13 protein-coding genes are annotated in these 15,988 nt (G+C 70.9%); 6 read left to right on the top strand and 7 right to left on the bottom strand.

Annotation, left to right across the window (positions count from 1 at the left end):
- Position 1 precedes the first annotated feature (1 nt).
- Both glgP and ACFUJ1_RS33375 read right to left on the bottom strand, forming a co-directional pair.
- Positions 2-2,575 (bottom strand): alpha-glucan family phosphorylase, encoded by a 2,574-nt coding sequence (gene glgP, locus ACFUJ1_RS33380; protein ID WP_378651303.1) that lies wholly within the window; start codon positions 2,573-2,575, stop codon positions 2-4.
- Between the two features lie 128 nt (positions 2,576-2,703).
- Positions 2,704-3,135 carry a hypothetical protein gene (locus ACFUJ1_RS33375; protein ID WP_378651302.1) on the bottom strand — a complete coding sequence of 144 codons (432 nt, stop codon included), beginning with the start codon at positions 3,133-3,135 and terminating at the stop codon, positions 2,704-2,706.
- A 389-nt stretch (positions 3,136-3,524) separates the two neighbouring features.
- Between ACFUJ1_RS33375 and ACFUJ1_RS33370 the strand changes: the two genes are divergently transcribed.
- The 4 genes from ACFUJ1_RS33370 to glgB all read left to right on the top strand — a co-directional run bounded on the left by ACFUJ1_RS33370 (position 3,525) and on the right by glgB (position 10,369).
- Positions 3,525-4,841: a hypothetical protein gene (locus ACFUJ1_RS33370; protein ID WP_378651301.1), complete on the top strand. Its 1,317-nt coding sequence runs from the start codon at positions 3,525-3,527 to the stop codon at positions 4,839-4,841.
- Entirely contained in the window at positions 4,838-6,040 is a 1,203-nt protein-coding gene (locus ACFUJ1_RS33365) for a GNAT family N-acetyltransferase (protein WP_378651300.1), read from the top strand. Before ACFUJ1_RS33370 ends, ACFUJ1_RS33365 begins: the two co-directional genes overlap by 4 nt.
- A 169-nt stretch (positions 6,041-6,209) precedes the next feature.
- Positions 6,210-8,213, top strand: coding sequence for a maltotransferase domain-containing protein (locus ACFUJ1_RS33360; protein ID WP_378651299.1), 2,004 nt, complete (start codon positions 6,210-6,212; stop codon positions 8,211-8,213).
- Positions 8,210-10,369 carry a 1,4-alpha-glucan branching protein GlgB gene (glgB, locus tag ACFUJ1_RS33355; protein ID WP_378651298.1) on the top strand — a complete coding sequence of 720 codons (2,160 nt, stop codon included), beginning with the start codon at positions 8,210-8,212 and terminating at the stop codon, positions 10,367-10,369. Before ACFUJ1_RS33360 ends, glgB begins: the two co-directional genes overlap by 4 nt.
- Positions 10,370-10,520: 151 nt before the next feature.
- On the opposite strand, the gene ACFUJ1_RS33350 is transcribed toward glgB, so the two are convergent.
- From ACFUJ1_RS33350 to ACFUJ1_RS33340, 3 genes are all read right to left on the bottom strand, one after another.
- Positions 10,521-11,384, bottom strand: a complete 864-nt coding sequence (locus tag ACFUJ1_RS33350) for a tetratricopeptide repeat protein (protein ID WP_378651327.1) — start codon at positions 11,382-11,384, stop codon at positions 10,521-10,523.
- Positions 11,385-11,474: 90 nt separating this feature from the next.
- Positions 11,475-11,843: a DUF3817 domain-containing protein gene (locus ACFUJ1_RS33345; protein ID WP_378651297.1), complete on the bottom strand. Its 369-nt coding sequence runs from the start codon at positions 11,841-11,843 to the stop codon at positions 11,475-11,477.
- A gap of 72 nt (positions 11,844-11,915) precedes the next feature.
- Entirely contained in the window at positions 11,916-13,103 is a 1,188-nt protein-coding gene (locus ACFUJ1_RS33340; RefSeq protein ID WP_378651296.1) for an acetyl-CoA C-acetyltransferase, read from the bottom strand.
- A 93-nt stretch (positions 13,104-13,196) separates the two neighbouring features.
- On the opposite strand from ACFUJ1_RS33340, the gene mce reads away from it, so the two are divergent.
- Entirely contained in the window at positions 13,197-13,682 is a 486-nt protein-coding gene (gene mce, locus ACFUJ1_RS33335; protein WP_378651295.1) for a methylmalonyl-CoA epimerase, read from the top strand.
- Positions 13,683-13,768: 86 nt separating this feature from the next.
- Positions 13,769-14,770: a hypothetical protein gene (locus ACFUJ1_RS33330; RefSeq protein WP_378617236.1), complete on the top strand. Its 1,002-nt coding sequence runs from the start codon at positions 13,769-13,771 to the stop codon at positions 14,768-14,770.
- A gap of 90 nt (positions 14,771-14,860) precedes the next feature.
- Here ACFUJ1_RS33330 and ACFUJ1_RS33325 read toward each other — a convergent pair whose 3' ends face one another.
- Both ACFUJ1_RS33325 and nucS read right to left on the bottom strand, forming a co-directional pair.
- Entirely contained in the window at positions 14,861-15,157 is a 297-nt protein-coding gene (locus ACFUJ1_RS33325; protein WP_378651294.1) for an ATP/GTP-binding protein, read from the bottom strand.
- Between the two features lie 23 nt (positions 15,158-15,180).
- Positions 15,181-15,873, bottom strand: coding sequence for an endonuclease NucS (nucS, locus tag ACFUJ1_RS33320; RefSeq protein WP_378651293.1), 693 nt, complete (start codon positions 15,871-15,873; stop codon positions 15,181-15,183).
- Positions 15,874-15,988: the final 115 nt, after the last annotated feature.

The raw sequence follows: 15,988 nt of genomic DNA, 5'->3' as shown, positions 1-15,988 counted from the left end.
ATCACGCGTTGGGCGCGGTGACCAACCCCAGCTCGCCGTCGGAGGCGAGCAGTTCGTGGTGCGGCAGGACGCGCACCGTGTACCCGACCGCACCGGAGAGCGGCACCGGCGTCTCCACCGTGAACAGCTCGATCCCACCGTCGGATCCGGCGTGCACCATCGGCACCGCGGTGACGTCGGAGAGCTCGTCGGCGGCCGAGACCCGCCCGAACACCGCCTGCACCGCGACATCCCCGACCCCGAGCCCGGCCAGGTCGACCCGCGCGGTGAGCGAGAGCGGCGCCCCGATCACCGGCGTATCCGGCAGCCCGGCGCTGTCCACCTGCACCACCGTGACCCCGGGCCACGCCTGCTCGACCCGCCGCCGGTACTCGGCCAGCGCCCGCGCCCCGGCGAACCCGTCCGCCGCGACCCGCCCGAACGAATCCGAGGCCGGCCCGTAGTAGGTCACCGCGTAGTCCCTGACCATGCGCGAGGCCAGCACCTTCGGCCCGAGCGTCTGCAGCGTGTGCCGCACCATCTCGACCCAGCGCGCCGGCAGCCCCGCCCCGTCCCGGTCGTAGAAGCGCGGCGCGACCGTGCGCTCGAAGAGGTCGTAGAGCGCCGCCGCCTCCAGGTCGTCCCGCCGATGCTCGTCGGCGACGCCGTCCGCGCTCGGGATGGCCCAGCCGTTCTCGCCGTCGTACATCTCGTCCCACCACCCGTCCCGGATGGAGAGGTTGAGCCCGCCGTTCAGCGCCGACTTCATCCCCGAGGTGCCGCACGCCTCCAGCGGCCGCAGCGGATTGTTCAGCCAGACGTCGCAGCCCCAGTACAGGTGCCGCGCCATCGACATGTCGTAGTCCGGCAGGAAGACGATCCGGTGCCGCACCTCGGCCTCGTCCGCGAACCGCACCACCTGCTGGATCAGCGCCTTACCGCCGTCGTCGGCCGGATGACTCTTGCCCGCGACAACCAGCTGCACCGGCCGCTCCGGATCCAGCAGCAGCGACCGCAACCGCTCCGGATCGCGCAGCATGAGGGTGAGCCGCTTGTAGGTAGGCACCCGCCGGGCGAACCCGACCGTCAGCACATTCGGATCGAAAACCTCGTCCACCCAGCCGAGTTCGGCGGGCGCGGCCCCGCGCTCCAGCCAGGAGGCGCGCACCCGGCGCCGCACCTCGGCGACCAGCCCAGCGCGCAGCGTATTCCTGGTGGCCCAGAGCTCGCCCGGATCGACATCGCGCAGCCGCTCCCAGCCGCGCGCCTCCTGCACGAACTCCGCGCCGATCAGCTCGCGCGCCTTCTCCAGCCACTCGCGCGCCGCCCAGGTCGGCGCGTGCACCCCATTGGTGATCGAGCCGATGGGCACCTCGGCCGGGTCGAACCCGGGCCACAGCCCCGCGAACATCTCCCGGCTGACCTCGCCGTGCAGCTTCGAGACGCCGTTCGCGCGCTGCGCCAGCCGCAACCCCATGTGCGCCATGTTGAACACCGCCGGATCGTTCTCCCGGCCCAGCGCCAGAATCCGATCCACCTCCAGCCCCGGCAGCAGCGCGGACTCCGCCTCGCCGTGCGCGCCACCGAAGTAGCGCCGCACCAGCTCGGCCGGGAAGCGGTCGATGCCGGCGGGCACCGGGGTGTGCGTGGTGAACACCGTCCCCGCCCGCACCGCCGTCAGCGCACTGTCGAAATCCATCCCGCCGGAGACGTATTCGCGAATCCGCTCGACCCCGAGGAAACCGGCGTGCCCCTCGTTCATGTGGAACACGTCGGGATCCGGCAGCCCGGTCGCGCGGGTGTAGGCGCGCACCGCGCGCACCCCGCCGATCCCGGCCAGGATCTCCTGCTTGATCCGATGGTCCTGGTCGCCGCCGTACAGCCGGTCGGTCACCGCGCGCAGCTCCGGATCGTTCTCCGCGATATCGCTGTCGAGCAGCAGCAGCGGCACCCGCCCCACCTGCGCCACCCAGACCCGGGCCCGCAGCACCCGCTGATCCGGCACCGCCACATGGATCAGCACCGGCGACCCGTCACTGGTCAGCAACCGCAGCGGCAACCCCTGCGGATCCAGCGCCGGATAGTGCTCCAGCTGCCACCCGTCCGCCGACAGCGACTGCCGGAAGTAGCCGCTGCGATACAGCAGCCCCACCCCGATCAGCGGCAACCCCAGATCGGAAGCGGCCTTCAGATGATCCCCCGCCAGAATCCCCAGCCCACCCGAGTAGTTCGGCAGCACCTCGGTGACGCCGAACTCCATCGAGAAGTACGCGATCCCGCGCACCCCGTCCCCCTCGGTGTCGCGCTGGAACCCGGCCGGCCGCTCCAGATATTCACGCAGGTCGGCAGCGGCCTCATCCACCCGCCGGACATACTCCGCATCATCCGCGAGCTCATCCAGCCGCGCCGGCGACACCTCGCCGAGCATCCGCACCGGATCGTGGCCGAGCTCGGCCCAGCGCTCCCGATCCAGCTCCGCGAAGAGGTCCTGCGTAGGCCAGTGCCAGGACCACCGCAGGTTGGTGGAGAGCTCCCCCAGCGCCGCCAGGCGCTCGGGCAGATGGGCACGGACGGTGAATCGACGCAATGCCTTCACGGGCGGAACCCTACACGGATCAAGGGGAATCGACAGGACGTGCGCGCAGCGTTCAGGACGCCCCTGACGTGGCGATTCATCGGGTGCACGGGGTCACATGGCGTACGCCACATTCGCCGTGTTCCCGCTCACCGGCGTTCGAGCGGCCACGGCACGGGGCGCTGTCCGTCGACCCCCTCGGCGACCAGGTCTGCCCAGTAGGTGGCAAGGTAGCCGACCGCGAACCACGCCGTGTGCAACTCCTCGGCGCTCGGCGCCGGATCGACCCGCAACAGCCGCTCCGCTTCGACGTGCGCCGCCGCCATGTCGTCGATGACGAGCGCACAGGTCGCGGCGGCAACTGGTCGAGCGCCGGTGTGGCCGATGATCCACTCGGCGATCCGGCCCCGGAGCGCCGCGCGACCGGCCTCGAACACCCCGTCGCCTCCGGGGTAGACACCGCGCCCGCGGTGCACTGCGGCCAGCATCCGGGCCCGCTCGAGGAGTTCGCTGTCGTGCTGGCGTGCCGGAAGCCGGAACACCGTGGTGAGTTCGCGCCAGTGCGGCAGGGTGGCGCTCATGCCAGCGGGGTGGACAGGCGGGCGAGGGCGGCGGCGTAGGGCAGGCATCGTGCCGGGTCGTGGCCCGCGTGCCGGGTGAGCACGCTCGAGGCGTCCCAGCGCTGCAGCGCCGGAGGCGACTCGGAACACCGATAGGTGGGAGTCCCGTCGTGCTGGTCGTATCGGCGCGCTCTGTCAGCGCCGTCCGGTTGGCTTTCCATGGCTCTCCCCTGCGTCGAGCGCCCCGACGCCGGTGGCCCGGGCGGACCGGAAGCGGGCATCAGCCCGCAGCGTCCCGGCACCGGGTGCGTTCTCAGACTCGCGCGGCAACGCGCCCGAACCCAGGCACCGGACCGTCGGCAAACCGCTACGCTTCCGCCGGAGACGAGCCGACGTGGGGGAGGCACCGGATGATCGTCGAGAAGTGGACAGCCGTCGAGGTCAGAGCGCTTCGGACAGCGGCACTTCGGGAGACGCAGGAGGAGTTCGCGGAACGCCTCGGCTGGGGTGACTCGACCATCCGCGCATGGGAGCGGGCAGGTACCGGGCGCACCGTCCGCGCCGGCCGAGCCGAAGCCCTCGACACCGTGCTGCGGGAGCTCACCACCGAACAGGCGGCGCGCTTCGCCGCGGCACTCGCCCTACCCCGCCCGGCCCCGCCGGTGCATCCTGGAACAGCGGCCGGGCGCCACGCAGCCGCGATCGAGGAGGACACCGTGAGACGCCGCGACTTCGGCAAGCTCGCCGCCTTCACCGCGGCGACACTGCCTGCCTGGGACACGCAGCACGCCGCGACCCGCATCGGTGTCGAGGACGTGCGACGGCTCGCCTCGGCCGTCGATGAACTGCTGGTAGCGGACCAGCATGTAGGCGGCGCCCCGCTGGTCGACGCCGCTGCCGCCACCCTCGACCGGACGCTCGCGCTGCTCCATACCAGCAGTTTCGATGGTGCCACGGGTCGTGCATTCATGGCCGCCACCGCCGACCTCGCCGTCGTTACCGGCTGGCTCGCGCACGATACCGACCGGCACGCGCTCGCCCGCCGCTGCTACTCCGACGCGGCGTCGCTCGCCTCCGCGGCCGACGACACCGACATCGCCGCACACGCCTATCTCAATTCGGCGAACCAGGCGCTCACCCTGGCCCGGACCGGCCGGGGCTCGTCCTCCTATGCGCTGACGCTGGTCGGCCGCGCCCGCGATCTCATGCGCGGACGGCCGCCGGGCCGGATCCATGCGCTCATCGCGACGCGGGAGGCGCAGGTATACGGGGTCGCGGGCGACCACGAAGGATTCGGGCGCGCCATCGCAACCGCGTGGCGTGAATTGGACGCTGCGGTGAACTTCGAGCCGGACGACGAGGTCCCGCTGTGGCTGCGGTTCGTCTCCGCGTCCGAGATCCGGGCACTCGAGGCGCGCGGGTACAACGACCTCGGAGATCTGCCGCGAGCACTGACGCTGTACGAGGTGACGTGCAGCGAATTCGCCCAGCCGCGCAACGCGCTCAACGATCGCGCCTGGCTGGCAGCCACCCGGGCCGCGATCGGCGACGCCGCGGGGGCGCTGGAAGACGGCACGCCGGTGCTCGCCGCTCTGGCGGAATCCGTCCGGTCGCCACGAACGCTGAACGCGCTCGCGCCGGTGCGCGCCGCCGCCGAGGATGCGCCGGGCGGCGCAGACTTCGTCGCCCGATTCGACACCCTCGCTGCGATGGAAGGTGCGGTGTGACAATCGAGTTCAGTCGGCACGATGCGCGGCAAGCTCGGGAGCGCCGCGACATCGTCCAGCACATCTACGAGCGCGCCTACGTGGACGGCATCGCATCGGGCGACCCGTTCAAGCAGCCGACCGCCTTCATGGGCCGGTTCGACGCCTACACCAGCCCGGACCGCCTGCCCGGGTTCGACCTGGTGATCGCCACCGAGGACGGCGAGCCCGTCGGCCAGGCCTGGGGCTGGCCGCTGCACCCCGGCGCTACCGGCTGGGGCGGGCTGGTGCTCGACGAGGGCGGGGGCGATATCGACGAGTTCACCCGGGAGGACGGGACGCGCACGTTCGCGTTCAGCGAGATCATGGTCGTGAAGTCGCACACCGGCAGGGGGATCGCGCGGGCGCTCCATGACGCGCTGCTCGCGCCACGGACCGAGGAGCGCGCGTCACTGCTCGTCGACCCGGCCAACGCTCGGGCCTACGACCGGTATCGGCGTTGGGGCTGGCGGCGAGTCGGGACGTTGCGTCCGGAGCTGCCCGACGCCCCGAAGTTCGACGCGTTGGATCTCCCGCTGCCGCTCGACCGAGCCAACGGGCACAGCGTCGATCCGATTCGACACCCTCACCACCACCGCAGCGGGGAGCAATACGTGACCATCGCATTCGACCACCACGACGCCGCCGCCGCCCGCGCCCGGCGCGACACCGTGCAGCACATCTACGAACACGCCTACGCCGACGCCATCGCCGGTGGCGACCCGTTCGAGCAGCCCGGCCCGTTCATGGAGCGCTTCGATGCCTACACCAGCCCCGGCCGGCCATCGGGGTTCGAGCTGGTGATCGGCACCGTCGACGGCGAGTCGGTCGGGCAGACCTGGGGGTGGCGGCTGGGGCAGCGCTCCGGCTGGTGGGGCGGGCTCCGGCTCGACGACGGGAACCATGAGGAATTCACGGCCGAGGACGGGCGGCGCACCTTCGCGCTCAGCGAGATCATGGTCGCGAAGGAGTGGACGGGCCGCGGGCTCGCCCGGGCGCTGCACGACGAGCTGCTCGGCGGGCGCGGTGAGCAGCGAGCGACGCTGCTGGTGGACCCCGCGAACGACCGGGCCTACGACCGGTATCGGCGCTGGGGCTGGCAGCGGGTCGGGACGCTGCGCCCGAACTGGCCGGACGCCCCGACCTTCGACGTCCTGATCCTGCCCCTCCCGCTCGGGTAGGCGCGCCGGACCGGCCGCCGAGGACCGGGGTACCTTCCGGAGATTTCCGCACCGGGTGCAGAGTTCGTCCGAACACACCACCGACACCGGGTCACCGGCCCCTCCGAACGGAAAGCCCCCGCGCCGCGCGTACCCGGTGACTACAGCACCCACCCGGTAGGTTGAACCCGTGACCGGCCGCATCGCCATCGACGACACCGCCCCATCAATCCCCGGCAACCGCCCCGCAAAAGCCGCCGTCGGCGAGGTCTTCCCGGTCCGCGCGGTCGTCTGGCGCGAGGGACACGACGCCGTCGCCGCCACGCTCACCGTCCGCGCCCCCGGCTCGTCCCGCGCGGTCCGCAGCCGAATGACCCCCGACCTGGAGCCGGACGTCTTCAACGGCGCCTTCATCCCCGCCATCCCCGGCACCTGGACCTTCCGCATCGAGGGCTGGAGCGACCCCATCGCCACCTGGCGCTCGGCGGTCGAGAAGAAGCTGGCCGTCGGCCAGACAGCCGCCGACCTGGCCAATGACCTGGAGATCGGCGCCCGCCTCTTCGACCGGGCCGCCCAGGCCGTCCCGAAGCGCCAGTTCGAGAAGCTGCGCGCGGTGGCCGCCGCACTCCGCTCGGCCGAGCAGCTACCGGCCAGGGTCGCCCCCGCGTTCGCCACCGACATCGGGGAGATCCTCCGGGCCACCCCGCTGCGCGAGCTCGTCACGCGCGGCCCGCAGCACACCGTGCACGTGGAGCGCAGGCGCGCGCTCTACGGCGCCTGGTACGAGTTCTTCCCGCGCTCCACCGGCGGCCGCGACGCCGAGGGCAGGCCGGTGCACGGCACCTTCAAGACCGCGGCGAAGGAGCTGCAGCGGATCGCCGCCATGGGCTTCGACGTGGTCTACCTGCCTCCGGTGCACCCGATCGGCGAGGTCAACCGCAAGGGCCCGAACAACTCGCTGATCGCCGGGCCCGGCGACGTCGGCTCGCCGTGGGCCATCGGCGCGGCCGCGGGCGGCCACGACGCGCTGCACCCCGAGCTCGGCACCGTCCGCGATTTCAAGGCTTTCGTCGCCGCCGCGGCCAAGCTCAACCTCGAGGTCGCGCTCGACCTCGCGCTGCAGTGCGCCCCCGACCATCCGTGGGTCGCCGCGCACCCGGAGTGGTTCACCACGCTGCCGGACGGCACCATCGCCTTCGCCGAGAACCCGCCGAAGAAGTACCAGGACATCTACCCGATCGACTTCGACAACGACCCGGACGGCCTCTACGCCGAGATCCTGCGCGTCGTCCGGCACTGGATCGGGCTCGGCGTGAAGATCTTCCGGGTCGACAACCCGCACACCAAGCCCGCCGACTTCTGGGAGTGGCTGATCGCGACAGTGCGCGCGGACGACCCGGACGTGATCTTCCTCTCCGAGGCGTTCACCCGCCCGGCCCGGCTCTACGGGCTGGCCCGGCGCGGCTTCAGCCAGTCCTACACCTACTTCACCTGGCGGGTCGCCAAGTGGGAGCTCACCCAGTTCGGCGAGGAGCTGGCCGCCAAGGCCGACGAGGCCAGGCCCAATCTCTTCGTCAACACCCCGGACATCCTGCACGAATCGCTGCAGCACGGCGGGCCCGGCATGTTCGCCATCCGGGCGGTGCTCGCCGCCACGCTCGCCCCCAGCTGGGGCGTCTACGCCGGCTTCGAACTCTTCGAGCACGAGGCGGTGCGCCCGGGCAGCGAGGAGTACCTGAACTCGGAGAAGTACGAGCTGCGCCCGCGCGACTTCGCCGGCGCGCTGGCCCGCGGCGAATCCCTACAGCCCTGGCTGACCAGGCTGAACGAGATCCGGCGCGCCCACCCGGCGTTTCAACAGCTGCGCTACGTGCACTTCCACCACGTGGACAACGACGCGCTGATCGCCTACTCCAAGTTCGACCCGGCCACCGGGGACGCGGTGCTGGTGGTGGTGAACCTGAACCCGTTCGCCGCCGAGCAGGGGCTGGTCTCGCTGGACCTGCCCGCCATCGGCCGGGAGTGGCACGACCGCCCGGTGGTGGTCGACGAGGTCACCGGCGCGGAGTACCACTGGGGCCAGACCAACTACGTCCGGCTGGACCCGCCGCAGGCCGTCGCGCACATCCTCGCGCTGCCGTCGGTGCCGCAGCGGCTGCGCCCGCAACTCGCCCAGCGTCGGACGCTGCGATGAGGCGCCGCGACCTGATGCTGCTGGCCGCGGGCACGCACCACGACCCGCACACCGTGCTCGGCGCGCACGCGCACGCCGACGGCACCGTGGTCCGGGTGCTGCGCCCGCACGCCGAGCGCGTCGCGGTGCGGGTCGGCGGCACCGACCACCCGCTGGAATCGCTCGGCCACGGGGTCTTCGCCGCGGTGCTCCCCTTCCCGCAGCTCGACGACTACCGCATCCTCGCCACCTACCGGGGCGGCCAGACCGTGCTCACCGCGGACGGCTACCACTTCCTGCCCACGCTCGGCGAGCTCGACCTGCACCTGATCAACGAGGGCAGGCACGAACGGCTCTGGGACGTGCTCGGCGCGCACCCGCGCCGCTACTCCACGCTGGACGGCGATGTCACCGGCACCTCGTTCGCGGTGTGGGCGCCGAACGCGCGCGGCGTCACCGTGATCGGCGACTTCGACAGCTGGAGCGGCACCAGCGCGCCGATGCGCGCGCTCGGCTCGTCCGGGGTCTGGGAGCTCTTCGTCCCCGGCGTCGGACCGGGGACCAGGTACAAGTACCGGGTGCACGGCGCCGACGGCCGCACCGTCGACCACGCCGACCCGCTCGCCTTCGCCACCGAGCTGCCGCCCGCCACCGCCTCCGTGGTCGCGGAGAGCAACTACACCTGGGACGACGCCGCCTGGGTTACCGCCCGCGCCACCGCCGACCCCACCGCCGCGCCGATGAGCGTCTACGAGGTGCACCTCGCCTCCTGGCGGCCCGGGCTCGGCTACCGCGAGCTCGCCGACCAGCTCGCCGAGTACGTCGCCGACGCCGGATTCACGCACGTCGAGCTGCTGCCGGTGGCGGAGCACCCGTTCGGCGGCTCCTGGGGGTACCAGGTCACCTCCTACTACGCCCCGACCGCGCGCTTCGGCAGCCCGGACGATTTTCGCGCCTTCGTGGACCGGCTGCACGCGGCGGGCATCGGCGTCCTGCTGGACTGGGTGCCCGCGCACTTCCCGCGCGACGAGTGGGCGCTGGCCCGCTTCGACGGCGCGCCGCTCTACGAACACCCGGACCCGCGCCGCGGCGAACAGCTCGACTGGGGCACCTACGTCTTCGACTACGGCCGCAACGAGGTGCGCAACTTCCTGGTCGCGAACGCCCTGTACTGGGTCGAGGAGTTCCACATCGACGGGCTGCGGGTCGACGCCGTCGCCTCCATGCTCTACCTGGACTATTCGCGCGGCGCCGGGCAGTGGGAGCCGAACATCCACGGCGGGCGGGAGAACCTGGAGGCCGTCGACTTCCTGCAGGAGCTCAACGCCACGCTGCACCGGGAGCACCCCGGCGTGGTCACGGTCGCGGAGGAGTCGACGGCGTGGCCGGGGGTCACCCGCGGCACCGATGTCGGCGGGCTCGGCTTCACCATGAAGTGGAACATGGGGTGGATGCACGACACCCTCGGCTACCTGGGGCGCGACCCGATCCACCGCTCCTGGCACCACAGCGAGGTCACCTTCTCGCTGGTGTACGCGTGGAGCGAGAACTACGTGCTGCCGATCAGCCACGACGAGGTGGTGCACGGCAAGGGCACGCTCTGGACCCGCATGCCCGGTGACGATTTCGCCAAGGCGGCGGGGGTGCGGGCCCTGCTCGCCTACATGTGGGCGCACCCCGGCAAGCAACTGCTCTTCATGGGGCAGGATTTCGGCCAGCACCGGGAGTGGTCGCACGAGCGCGGCCTCGACTGGGGTGAGCTGGAGAACCCGCTACACGCCGGAGTCCTCGGCGTTCTCCGCGACCTGAACGCCACCTACCGCGCGCGCCCGGCGCTCTGGAGCCAGGACACCGCCCCCGGCGGGTACTCCTGGATCGAGGCGGACGACAGCGCCTCGAACGTCCTGGCGTTCCTCCGCTACGGATCGGACGGCTCGGTCGTGGCCTGCGTCTTCAACTTCTCCGGTGGTGCCCACGGTGAGTACCGTGTCGGGCTTCCGCACGTCGGCCGGTGGGTCGAGATTCTCAACACCGACGCCGCCGACTACGGCGGTTCCGGAATGGGCAACCTCGGAGGGGTAATAGCCGAGCCCCACCCCTGGCACGGACGCCCCGCCAGCGCCACCGTCGCCCTGGCCCCCAACACCGCCATCTGGCTGGCTCCAGAAAAAGAGTAAAAGTTTCTTCTCGGGGCCTGGCGGCCCCGAACCCCCGAGCATGCGAGGTCATGCGGAGCGGCGCACCACCGCGCGGAGCGGGGCGGGTCCGGGCCCGCAAGGGCCCGGGTTACACCGTCACGGTGACGCGACCGCCCGAAGGGCGGGAGCGTCAGTAGAGGGCGGCAGCGAGCTTCCGCCGCGCGGCGACAACGAACGGCTCCCCCTGATCGAACAGCTCGAACAGCTCGAGCAACCGCGTCCGCGCCGCAGTGCGATCATCACCAGCCGTCACCTTGACCGTGCGGATCAACCGCTCGAACGCCGCCTCGGGCTGCTGATTGAAAAGCTCGAAGTCGGCAGCCTGAACAGCCGCCTCCACATCCGAGGGATTCGCATCCGCGGTAGCGAGCACCTCCGGCGACAACCCCTGCGCCCGCCCGAGGAACCGCAACTGCCGCAACGCCCCCTTGGCCTCGTCGTTCTCCGGCTCAGCCGCGATGATCGCCTCGTACACCGCCTCGGCCCCGGCGAGATCCCCCCGCTCCAGCGCCTCCTCGGCCGCCACGAACCGCGGATCCTCCTCCGGCTCCGGCTCCGGCTCCCCCGGTTCCCCACCTTCGAGCTTGCCCGCGACGGCATCGACAACCGCGGTCAACCACTGCCGCACCTGCGGCTCCGGCTGCACCCCTTCGAAATCGGCGAGCGGCTGCCCGGCCGCGATGGCGACGACGGTCGGAATCCCCTGCACCCGCAGCGCCTGCGCGATCCGCATATTGGCCTCGGCCTCGACGGCCGCGAGATCCCAGGCGCCGCCGCTCTCGGCGACGAGCGTCTCGAACAGCCGCACCAGCTCCACACTGCCCGGGCTGCGCTGCGAGTACAGCACCACCACGACCGGCACCTGCGTGGAGCGGCGCAGCACCCTGTTCTCGAAATCCGCTTCCCCGACGGCATAGTCGCCCGACCCGCTGCCCGCACCCGGGGCACCGGCCGGAGGCTGCTTGAGGCTGGACAGGTCGACCGCCCCCGACATGGCAGCGGCAACGGCGGGCGAGGGACGACGACTGGCTGGTCTGGTCACGGATTCAGTTTGTCACGACCCCGCCGGTCGTCACCATCCGATCTAGTTGGTGACCTTGGCGGGCTGCGCATCAGCGCGGGTGCCGGGCGCGCTGAGCTCGCCGAGCTTGCCGGTGCGCACGGCCCAGATCTCGAACAGCACGGTGCAGAACGGCGGAATGCTGGAGATCAGCGCCAGCGCCGTCGTTTTCAGGCTCCAGCCCAGCGCACGGGCGGCGAGCAGCGCGGAGAGCACGAACAGCACGAAGACCGCGCCGTGGATCGGGCCGAAGATCTTCACCCCGATCTCGTTCCCCGGATCCGGGATGTACTTGAAGGCCATGCCGATGAGCAGGCCGAGCCAGGACAGTGCCTCCAGCACGGCGAAGAAGCGGAATCTACCGGCGACGCTGCGCAGATCGAAGAAACCCATGCCGCACATTGTGCCGGATCAACTACAGCAAGTCGTAGTCGATCCGGTCACAACGGACAATCTCGCGAGTTTCTACACCCGCACGATCAGCGCATCGCCCTGCCCACCGCCGCCACACAGCGCCGCGGCGCCGACGCCGCCACCGCGCCGCTTCAGCTCCAGCACCAGGTGCAGCAGGATGCGCGCACCCGACATGCCGAGCGGATGCCCGATCGCGATGGCGCCACCGTTGACGTTCACCTTGGCCGGGTCGATCCCGAGCTTGCGGGTCGACGCGATGCCGACCGCGGCGAACGCCTCGTTGATCTCGATCAGATCCAGATCCGATGGAGCGATCCCCTCGCGCGCACACGCCTTGACGATGGCGTCGGCAGGCTGGTCCTGCAGCGTCGAGTCCGGCCCGGCGACCACACCTGCGGCGCCGATCTCGGCCAGCCACTCCAGCCCGAGCGCCTCCGCCCTGGCCTTGCTCATCACGACCACCGCGGCCGCGCCGTCGGAGATCTGCGAGGCGCTGCCCGCGGTGATGGTGCCGGTCTTGCTGAACGCGGGCCGCAGTTTCGCCAGCGACTCCGCCGTCGTGTCGGCCCGAATGCCCTCGTCCTGCCCGATCACCAGCGGATCGCCCTTGCGCTGCGGCACCGAGACCGGCACCACCTCGTCGTCGAAGAGCCCGTTCTTCCAGGCCGCCGCTGCGCGCTGGTGCGAGGCCGCCGCGAAGGCGTCCTGCTCCTCGCGGCTCACGAAGTCGGGCCGGTCACCGGCGTTGCGCTGCTCGGTGAGCGCGCCCATCGCCTGGTCGGTGAAGATGTCGTAGAGGCCGTCGAAGGCCAGGTGGTCGCGCAGCGTGACGTCGCCGTACTTGAAGCCCTCGCGGCTCTTCTCCAGCAGGTGCGGCGCCCGGCTCATGGACTCCTGGCCACCGGCGACCACGATCTCGAACTCGCCCGCCCTGATCAGCTGGTCGGCCTGCGCGATGGCGTTGATGCCGGAGAGACAGACCTTGTTCAGGGTCAGCGCGGGCACGCTCATCGGGATGCCGCCCGCCACCGCGGCCTGCCTGGCCGGGATCTGCCCCGCGCCCGCGGTGAGCACCTGGCCCATGATCACGTACTCGACCAGCTCCGGCGCGACCCCGCCGCGCTCCAGCGCCGCCTTGATGGCGACGCCGCCGAGATCCGAGCCGCTGAAGTCCTTGAGTCCGCCGAGCAGCCGACCGACCGGGGTACGCGCTCCGGAGACGATCACGGAAGTGGTCACGACGAACCTCACCTTCGTTGTCGAGTTCTGTACTCCACGGTAACCGGTACGACCGCACCACCTGATCGAAGGTCCCGCGCTACCGTCGAGTACGTGAGCAACGTAACCGAATCCGCCACCTCGCCCGGAGCGATCGTCCCCGGCGACTACGTCGTCGCGATCGACCACGCGGGCATCGCCGTTCCCGATCTGGACACCGCCGTCGCCTGGTACGCCGAGCACCTCGGGATGATCGAGACCCACCGGGAGGTGAACGAGGCGCAGGGCGTGCACGAGGCGATGCTCTCGCTGCCGAACGCACCGGCGGGCGCCACCCTCGTCCAGCTGCTGGCCCCGCTGGACGAGAATTCGACCATCGCGAAGTTCATCGATCGCAGTGGCCCCGGCTTGCAACAGCTCGCCTATCGGGTCACCGACATCGAGGCTGTGTCGACACATCTTCGCGATCGCGGGGTGCGTTTGCTGTACACCGAGCCGCGCCGCGGAACGGCGGATTCCCGCATCAACTTCATCCATCCGAAGGATGCCGGGGGTGTGCTGATCGAGTTGGTGCAGCCGAAGGCAAATGTCACGAATTAGTATCGGAGGCACGACCGGGGAAATCGGCGAAATCTCCTTCCCGGTCGAGTCACCATCAATCCCCAACACGCTGTAGTTTGTGTGCCATGTCGTCACCCGAGTCCGATCGCAATCGCTTCGTTGCGCTCCCCTTCACCGTTGTGCGCAAGGGTTATGCGCAAGACGAGGTGCGTAACTACTTCGACCGTTTCGATGCCGAGCTGCGCGTCACCGCCACCGACCGCGACGCGGCCGCCGCTCAGGCCCGCAACCTCGCAGCCCAGCTGGAGGATGCCAGGGACGAGATCGACGAGCTCCGCAAGGAGGTCGACCGTCTTTCGGTACCGCCGACCACCGCCGAGGGCATGTCCGACCGCATCTCCCGGATGCTGCGGCTCGCCTCCGACGAGGCCTCCGAGGTCCGCGCGCTCGCGCAGGCCGAGGCGGCCGAGATGGTCTCCATCGCCGAGCAGCAGGCGACCGAGATGCGCGGCAAGTACGAGTCGCTGCTCTCCGAGACCAAGGAGAAGCGCGAGGCGCTCGAGATCGAGTACGAGCAGACCCTCGCCAACGCGCGCTCCGAGTCGGGCAAGATCATCGAGGCCGCGCAGGCCGAGTCCGATCGCATCGCCAAGGAGGCGGAGGCCAAGCGCAAGGCCGCGCAGCAGGACTTCGAGGTCACCATGGCGGAGCGGCGCACCAAGCTGACCCGCGCCATGGAGGAGCTCGAGGCCACCTCCCGCGCCGAGGCCGCGCAGCGGATCAAGGACGCCACGGACGAGGCCAACCGCCTCATCTCGTCGGCGACCCAGACCTCCGATCGCAAGATCGCGCACGCCAAGGAACTGGCCGAGGAGATGCGCGTGCTGCGCGGGCGGGTGCTCGCCCAGCTGCTCGGCATCCGCGGCCAGCTCGATTCGGTGCCCGCGATGCTCGCCGCGGTCAACCGGGAGAGCGAACTGCTCGACGGTGCCCCGGAGCAGCAGCGCAAGTCCATCGGCAACGGCGCCAAGCCGGTCGCCGGGACGCGCCCGAAGGCCATCCAGGAAGCCGCCGACGAGGACGACGACGTCGTCGAGGAGCGGGAGAACGCCAACCTCAGCAACTGACGTCGGCTTCGACGTGACGGCGACGATGTAGTACCCACGAAGGCCGTCCCAGCAGGGGCGGCCTTCGTGCTGGTATCGCCGGCACGAGTCTCATGACCATCGGCGGGTGATGCGCCGCGTCCCCCGCCCCGCCCAGCAGCCCCGGTGCCAGTGCCGCCGGTCGTCCTCCCCGCCGTAGGCGGGCCAGGCGACCAGGTGCGCCACGCCCGGGGCTATTTCGTGGTCACACCCCGGGCAGCGGTACGGCTTGAGCGCACGGCTGCCCGGGATGGTCCGCACGGTGTAGACCTCGTCCCCGTCCGGCCCCGGCTCGCTCCGCCCGAACACGTCGCCGAGTGGCCGCGGCGAATCCGTCCGGTGGGCGGCACGCGCTTTTCTGCGTGACATGCCGCCCAGGGTAGCGCTGGTTCTCAGAAGAGCCGGAACTCGTTGCTCTCCGTGCCGCGCAGGGCGTTGTAATCGAGGGTCAGGCAGCGGATCCCGCGGTCCTCGGCGAGCGTCCGCGCCTGCGGCTTGATCTGCTGCGCCGCGAACACCCCGGCGACCGGCGCCAGCAGCGGGTCGCGATTCAGCAATTCGAGGTAGCGGGTGAGTTGCTCGACCCCGTCGATCTCGCCGCGGCGCTTGATCTCCACCGCCACGGTCGACCCCGCGGCATCCCGACAGAGCAGGTCGACCGGCCCGATGGCGGTCATGTACTCCCGCCGCACCAGGGTGTAGCCGGTGCCGAGCGTGTGCACGTGCTCGGCCAGGAGCTCCTGCAGGTGCGCCTCGACGCCGTCCTTCACCAGCCCCGGGTCGATGCCGAGTTCGTGCGAGGAGTCGTGCTCGACCGCCTCGATGGTGATCCGGAGCTGCTCCCCGGCCTTGTTGGTGACCACCCAGAGCGCCGCAGCGCCCTCGGGGAACTCGGGGGAGGCCGGACCACGTTCCTCGACCCAGCAGGGCGGGCTCATCCAATTCAGCGGCTTGTAGGAGCCACCGTCGGAATGGACCAGCACCGAACCGTCGGCTTTCGTCATGAGCAGCCGGCGGGCCATCGGGAGGTGGGCGGTCAGCCGCCCCACGTAGTCGACCTGGCAACGGGCAATCACAAGGCGCACCGGGTCGAGTGTAGATCACGTCCCCGGAAACGACTGAAGGCCCCACCAACGAATTGGTGGGGCCTTCAGTGACAATTTGTTCCGGCGGTGTCCTACTCTCCCACACCCTGTCGAG

The organism is Nocardia sp. NPDC057227, from assembly GCF_042669725.1.
Classification (GTDB): domain Bacteria; phylum Actinomycetota; class Actinomycetes; order Mycobacteriales; family Mycobacteriaceae; genus Nocardia; species Nocardia asteroides_A.
Note: the sequence above shows the minus strand (reverse complement) of the source record. Positions and strands in the feature narration are given on the sequence as shown.

What these genes read in the sequence shown, in the direction of transcription:
- ACFUJ1_RS33375 (WP_378651302.1), bottom strand. Translation starts at nt 3,135, where the DNA reads ATGAGCGCCACCCTGCCGCACTGGCGCGAACTCACCACGGTGTTCCGG.
- ACFUJ1_RS33370 (WP_378651301.1), top strand. Translation starts at nt 3,525, where the DNA reads ATGATCGTCGAGAAGTGGACAGCCGTCGAGGTCAGAGCGCTTCGGACA.
- glgB (WP_378651298.1), top strand. Translation starts at nt 8,210, where the DNA reads ATGAGGCGCCGCGACCTGATGCTGCTGGCCGCGGGCACGCACCACGAC.
- ACFUJ1_RS33350 (WP_378651327.1), bottom strand. Translation starts at nt 11,384, where the DNA reads ATGTCGGGGGCGGTCGACCTGTCCAGCCTCAAGCAGCCTCCGGCCGGT.
- ACFUJ1_RS33345 (WP_378651297.1), bottom strand. Translation starts at nt 11,843, where the DNA reads ATGGGTTTCTTCGATCTGCGCAGCGTCGCCGGTAGATTCCGCTTCTTC.
- ACFUJ1_RS33330 (WP_378617236.1), top strand. Translation starts at nt 13,769, where the DNA reads ATGTCGTCACCCGAGTCCGATCGCAATCGCTTCGTTGCGCTCCCCTTC.
- ACFUJ1_RS33325 (WP_378651294.1), bottom strand. Translation starts at nt 15,157, where the DNA reads ATGTCACGCAGAAAAGCGCGTGCCGCCCACCGGACGGATTCGCCGCGG.